Source organism: Streptococcus parasanguinis, assembly GCF_023109675.1.
Lineage (GTDB): Bacteria > Bacillota > Bacilli > Lactobacillales > Streptococcaceae > Streptococcus > Streptococcus parasanguinis_I.
This window is the reverse complement of sequence record NZ_JALDUR010000030.1, coordinates 1-4,814: the sequence shown is the minus strand read 5'-3', so window position 1 is coordinate 4,814 and position 4,814 is coordinate 1. Positions and strand designations below refer to the sequence as shown.

Here is a 4,814-nt window from a genome sequence, read left to right as displayed (position 1 = left end):
TAAAAAAGTAAACCAGTCTCATACGAAACTGGTTTATGATATATTCTTATTAAATCTCTACACTTTTTATTTGCTGATCATTAATTGTATAACAATTACGATAGTTCTTTGCTTTTTTCATGTTTTTCACTATAAATGAGATTAAATAAATCTCTTTTTAAGCTGTCTAACTGCTAAGGTATAGAAGACAAAAATATAAGCACTATTGACAACTAAGAAAAGGATAAATTCAGATAAGGTAAAAGGGACTAAGGAACGAGCTCGATCACCAACAGCAATCTGAGCATAAGGGAAAATTCTAAAAAGACCTTGTCCAATAAAGAGGGTCATAAGTCCTGCCATAGCCAAAATAGCTGATATAAGAATAGGCACTGCGAAATTTTTTAAGCGAATACTAAGAAAAATTTGAATGGTGACAATAGTAATGGTTGCTATCCAACCTGTGATAGACCAAAGCAAAAAGTCCAGTAGATAATTTGCAAAAGGTACCTTCAAAACCAAAGCGCTGATAATATAAAAGAGAAGAACTATCAGTTGACTAATAGCCATGACTAGTGACAAGCTGGTGATTTTTGATAAAATGATACGATTGGCTTTAACCGGAATACTTAATAAGCGCTGCCAGTTTTTATTACTTTCCTCGAATTGACAACTGATGGAACAGATAATCCCGATCAGAATAGGAGTAAATATCTGCGAGGAGTAGAAAACTGTTTGTCCCCAAAGGACGTGAGCTTGTGTACCATCTAAGAGAACTTTTCGGTTGAGGGCAAAAATCATTGTTCCCAATAAGGACCCAACAAGGTTAAAGAAGATTAGCGTTATCGGAATAGCACTTTTTTTTATTTTTTTAAATTCAAAAGTAATCATAATAGATCCGCCTTTCCAATGAGTTTCTTACTGACAAAGATGCTTAAAAAAATGATAAGCAATAATGTGACTAATTTAAAGGGATAAGCATTATCATATTGAAAAAGATAAGTGTTAGTTCCAGCCACCCGTTTAGCGATTCCCATCATAGAGAAATATTGCCAAGGAATGAAAATACGAATAGGAAATGGTAACGCACCGATACCTACAAATGACAGGAAGGAACCAATTAAGCCTGTTACCACTGTCACACTTGGCTTTGGATAGATAAAAGCTAAGCAAAGATGTAAACAAGACAGAAAGAGACAAACCAAAAAAGTTGTGAACCAAAAGAGACTCAATGAAACGGGTGTCACACTGACCTGCATGCCTTGAATAATAAATTTCAGAAAAAGCGTTTGAATCAAACTGACAACAAAGGCAAAAATAGCCATCACAGTCAATTTAGCCTTAAAAAGTTGCCAAGGGCTTTCGTTACTGGTTTGCAAGAGTTTAAAAGTTTTTCCTAGATGTTCCAATTCCAGTAGTCTAGACGCTAAAACTGCAATGAAAAGCGGCAAAATACAATCATTCAAGTAAGTCATGGTATAAATTGCATTATAGGCCTCATGCGTTTTAGGTAATTCATATTTGATAACAACGCCACTCCAAATCAAGCCCACTGCTACAATAGCAATCAAAGATAGCAAGAAAGAACGTCTTTTTAATTTGATAAATTCTAATTGTAAATTTAGCATTACAAGACACTTCCTTCCCGTCCTGTCATATCAAGGAAAACATCTTCCAGCGATCGACGAATCATACAAACTTGATAAATATCAACATCATTTTCAACTAAGAGTCGAATAGCAGTGGCTATATTAACTTTATTGTTATCGTTGATAATCAATTTTTTGTTATCATCCAAATTAAAACCATTGAACATTAGTATTCTTTTAGCAGTTACATCATCACTGGTCTCAAACAGATATTTTTCATCTTCTTCAAGGTCAGATAGGTGGCCTTCAAAAAGTAATTGGCCATGATTGACAATACCAACAGTTGTAGCCATCTGTTCAATTTCTGAAAGAATATGGCTAGAAACGATGATAGTCATATCGTATTTTTGTGGTAAGGACTTGATGAGCTCACGAATTTCTTGAATACCGGCAGGGTCTAAACCATTAGTTGGCTCATCCAAAATCAGTAATTTAGGAAATTTAACAATGGCTAGTGCAATTCCTAGACGTTGTTTCATGCCTAGTGAATAGTTTTTAACTAGCTTGTCTTTTTGATCGAAAAGTTTGACAATCTTTAAGACTTCATCAATATTTCTTTTTGGTAATTTAAGCAATTTTTGGATAATTTCAAGATTTTCATAGCCGGTCAAATTAGCATAGTAAGAGGGCTCTTCAATGAGGGAACCTACATTTGAGAGGAGTGATATTTGATTGCTATTAAAGGTTTTTCCAAAGAGCTTAATGGAACCATGGCTTGGTTGCAACAATCCTAAAAGCATTTTCATAGCAGTACTCTTACCAGCACCATTTGGTCCCAAAAAACCATAAATTTCATTTTTTCTAATATGAATAGAGAGCTGATTAACGGCTACTTCACCTGAAAAATCCTTACTTAATTGGTTGGTTTCAACGATATAATTGTTCATTTGTTTTCTCCTTTAAAAATCTTAGAGTGATGTTGTATCCTTTCACTATTTTCATTATAATGAACCTCCTTTATTTTAACCTGTTGATTACCTTAATTCTTCCTTAATTTTTACTTTAAAGTCCTTGACCAAGGAAGCAATGTGTTATACTAGTCTTGTTGAGGTAATAGTATGAATTATAAAGAACAGAAGATCTTAATTTTAGACGATAACCCAGAAATTTTAGAAATAGTGCAAGAATCATTGAGCATTGCTGGGTTTAGCAATCTAACAAGTGTACAATCACAAAAAGAAGCTTTGGAGCAATTTGAAGAAAAATCTTTTGATTTAGTTATTTTAGACATTATGCTGCCTGAAGGATCAGGATTTGAAGTTTTAAAGGGCATCCGTAAGACTTCAATGGTTCCTGTTTTGTTTTTGTCGGCAATCTCCGATATAGAAAAACAATATCAGGGCTTTGAGTTAGGGGCAGATGACTATATTATCAAGCCTTTCCGTCCAAGAGATTTGGAATTGCGTATTCTTTCCATCTTAAAAAGAGCCTATCCCGAAAAGGAAGATACCCTTGTTTTGCCTGCTTGCCAGGTGCATTTTAGCCAAGCCTTGATTACCAAAGGAAAACTAGAGATTCAGCTGACAGCTAAGGAATACAGTATTCTTAAGGTCCTATATGATAATAAGAATCGCATTGTCACTTTTGACCAACTCTTAGAAAAGGTCTGGGGATTACAATACCAAGGCTATGATAATACCCTAATGGCTCATATTCGTAAGATTCGACAAAAAATTGAAGCCAATCCTTCTAAACCAGAAAGCTTAATAACGGTTAAAGGTTTGGGTTACAAACTAAAGGTGAATTAAATGGATACCGTTAAATTTTTTACTAAGTTATTAACCAGGTATGTTCTATTAATCTTGGCTTTAATCATAGGACTTGTTTTTGTTTATGGTTTGGTTTTCTCAGCCTATTTTAGTTTCTATGGAAAGGAAAAACCGGAACTACTTTACACTAAAATCGCTCAATCGAGTCAAGAGAATAATTTCAATTTTGATAAAAGCAGCAAAATTGAAATGGATAAACAAAATACTTGGGCTATGGTACTGAATCAAGATGGCAATATTGTCCAATCTTATCATTTACCTAAAGGACTCAAAAGGCATTATACGAATGCTGATATGGTTAAATTTTCACGTTGGTATTTAGAAGATTACCCTGTTTTCTCCTATGTACGTGGTCAGCAAATTTTAGTTTTGGGCTATCCTAAAAAGCATTCCTTAGCAAAATTTAATTTCTATGCTAATACGCAATTTATTAGGAATTTTCTCAGTTTGGGACTTGTTTTCTTGGGTATCATTCTTTTATTTATTTTTATTCTTTTGAGCCGATCAAAGTTGCGTATTAAAAAGGAGATGGAGCCGATTATTACTGCTGTCACTTCTTTATCCCAAGGTCAAAATATCGCTCTTAATGAAAAGGGAAATTTCTCTGAAATTAAGATAGCTCTCAATGAAGCATCTCATATTTTAGAAGAAAGCAACACGATGAAAGAGCAATGGATTAGAGGGGTCAGTCATGATTTACGCAATCCTCTTATGCTCATATCAGGTTATAACAGTCAGTTAGAACAGCAATATGGCAGAGGAAAGCAGATAGAGGAAATTGAAAATCAGATTCAAACTATGAAAGAAATGATTTCTAATCTCAATATGAGCTACTTATTGGATAACCAAAAGCGTCGCTCCGAATTTTCCAATCTTGATTTGGTTGCTGTCCTACGAACAGTAATTGCCGATATATTGAATAATTATGAAACAATTACACTTCATTTTGATTTGCCTACCGAGACAGTGTTGGTAAAAGGAGAGGTAACTTTATTAGCAAGAGCTTTTAGAAATCTCTTGCTTAATAGTATTATGCACAGCGGCTCTAACCAGATTGATCTGACTTATCAATTATCTGATAATAAAGTGCTCATCGTCATTGCGGATCAAGGAGATATTACAGCTCAAAAAATTACTGAGCTAAATCAGAAATCAATTAATTATGAATCACATGGTATGGGAACGGTTATCACCAAACAAATTATTAAATTACATCAAGGTGAAATTGTTTTTTTAGACAATCATCCAGGCTTAAAAGTCACCATTTCTTTACCTTTAGTAAAGGAATAATGACCTGCCTAAGAACAAGCTTACACTTAGAAAACTAACCATTTGGAGCATTGCGACACATTATTTATCTTCTAAATATTTATCAAAAATTTTTCTGTTATACACAAAAAAGAGTGCACAAATAAAG

General features: G+C 33.9%; 5 protein-coding genes. 2 read left to right on the top strand and 3 right to left on the bottom strand.

Annotation, left to right across the window (positions count from 1 at the left end; genetic code table 11):
• Positions 1-141: 141 nt before the first annotated feature.
• The 3 genes from M1G14_RS10855 to M1G14_RS10845 are packed head-to-tail and all read right to left on the bottom strand — an operon-like array spanning position 142 to position 2,515.
• The gene (locus tag M1G14_RS10855) at positions 142-870 is read right to left on the bottom strand and encodes an ABC transporter permease (protein ID WP_003703144.1); all 729 of its coding nucleotides are present in this window, start codon (positions 868-870) and stop codon (positions 142-144) included.
• Positions 867-1,607, bottom strand: coding sequence for an ABC transporter permease (locus M1G14_RS10850; protein ID WP_003703143.1), 741 nt, complete (start codon positions 1,605-1,607; stop codon positions 867-869). The genes M1G14_RS10855 and M1G14_RS10850 overlap by 4 nt, the downstream gene beginning before the upstream one ends.
• Entirely contained in the window at positions 1,607-2,515 is a 909-nt protein-coding gene (locus tag M1G14_RS10845) for an ABC transporter ATP-binding protein (protein WP_003703146.1), read from the bottom strand. The genes M1G14_RS10850 and M1G14_RS10845 overlap by 1 nt, the downstream gene beginning before the upstream one ends.
• Positions 2,516-2,686: 171 nt before the next feature.
• On the opposite strand from M1G14_RS10845, the gene M1G14_RS10840 reads away from it, so the two are divergent.
• Positions 2,687-3,376: a response regulator transcription factor gene (locus M1G14_RS10840; RefSeq protein WP_129299868.1), complete on the top strand. Its 690-nt coding sequence runs from the start codon at positions 2,687-2,689 to the stop codon at positions 3,374-3,376.
• Positions 3,377-4,687, top strand: a complete 1,311-nt coding sequence (locus M1G14_RS10835; protein ID WP_049523144.1) for a sensor histidine kinase — start codon at positions 3,377-3,379, stop codon at positions 4,685-4,687.
• The last annotated feature ends 127 nt before the right edge of the window (positions 4,688-4,814 follow it).

Bases quoted from the DNA above. Each gene is read 5' to 3' on its own strand.
- M1G14_RS10855 (WP_003703144.1), bottom strand. From the start codon at position 870: ATGATTACTTTTGAATTTAAAAAAATAAAAAAAAGTGCTATTCCGATA.
- M1G14_RS10850 (WP_003703143.1), bottom strand. From the start codon at position 1,607: ATGCTAAATTTACAATTAGAATTTATCAAATTAAAAAGACGTTCTTTC.
- M1G14_RS10845 (WP_003703146.1), bottom strand. From the start codon at position 2,515: ATGAACAATTATATCGTTGAAACCAACCAATTAAGTAAGGATTTTTCA.
- M1G14_RS10840 (WP_129299868.1), top strand. From the start codon at position 2,687: ATGAATTATAAAGAACAGAAGATCTTAATTTTAGACGATAACCCAGAA.
- M1G14_RS10835 (WP_049523144.1), top strand. From the start codon at position 3,377: ATGGATACCGTTAAATTTTTTACTAAGTTATTAACCAGGTATGTTCTA.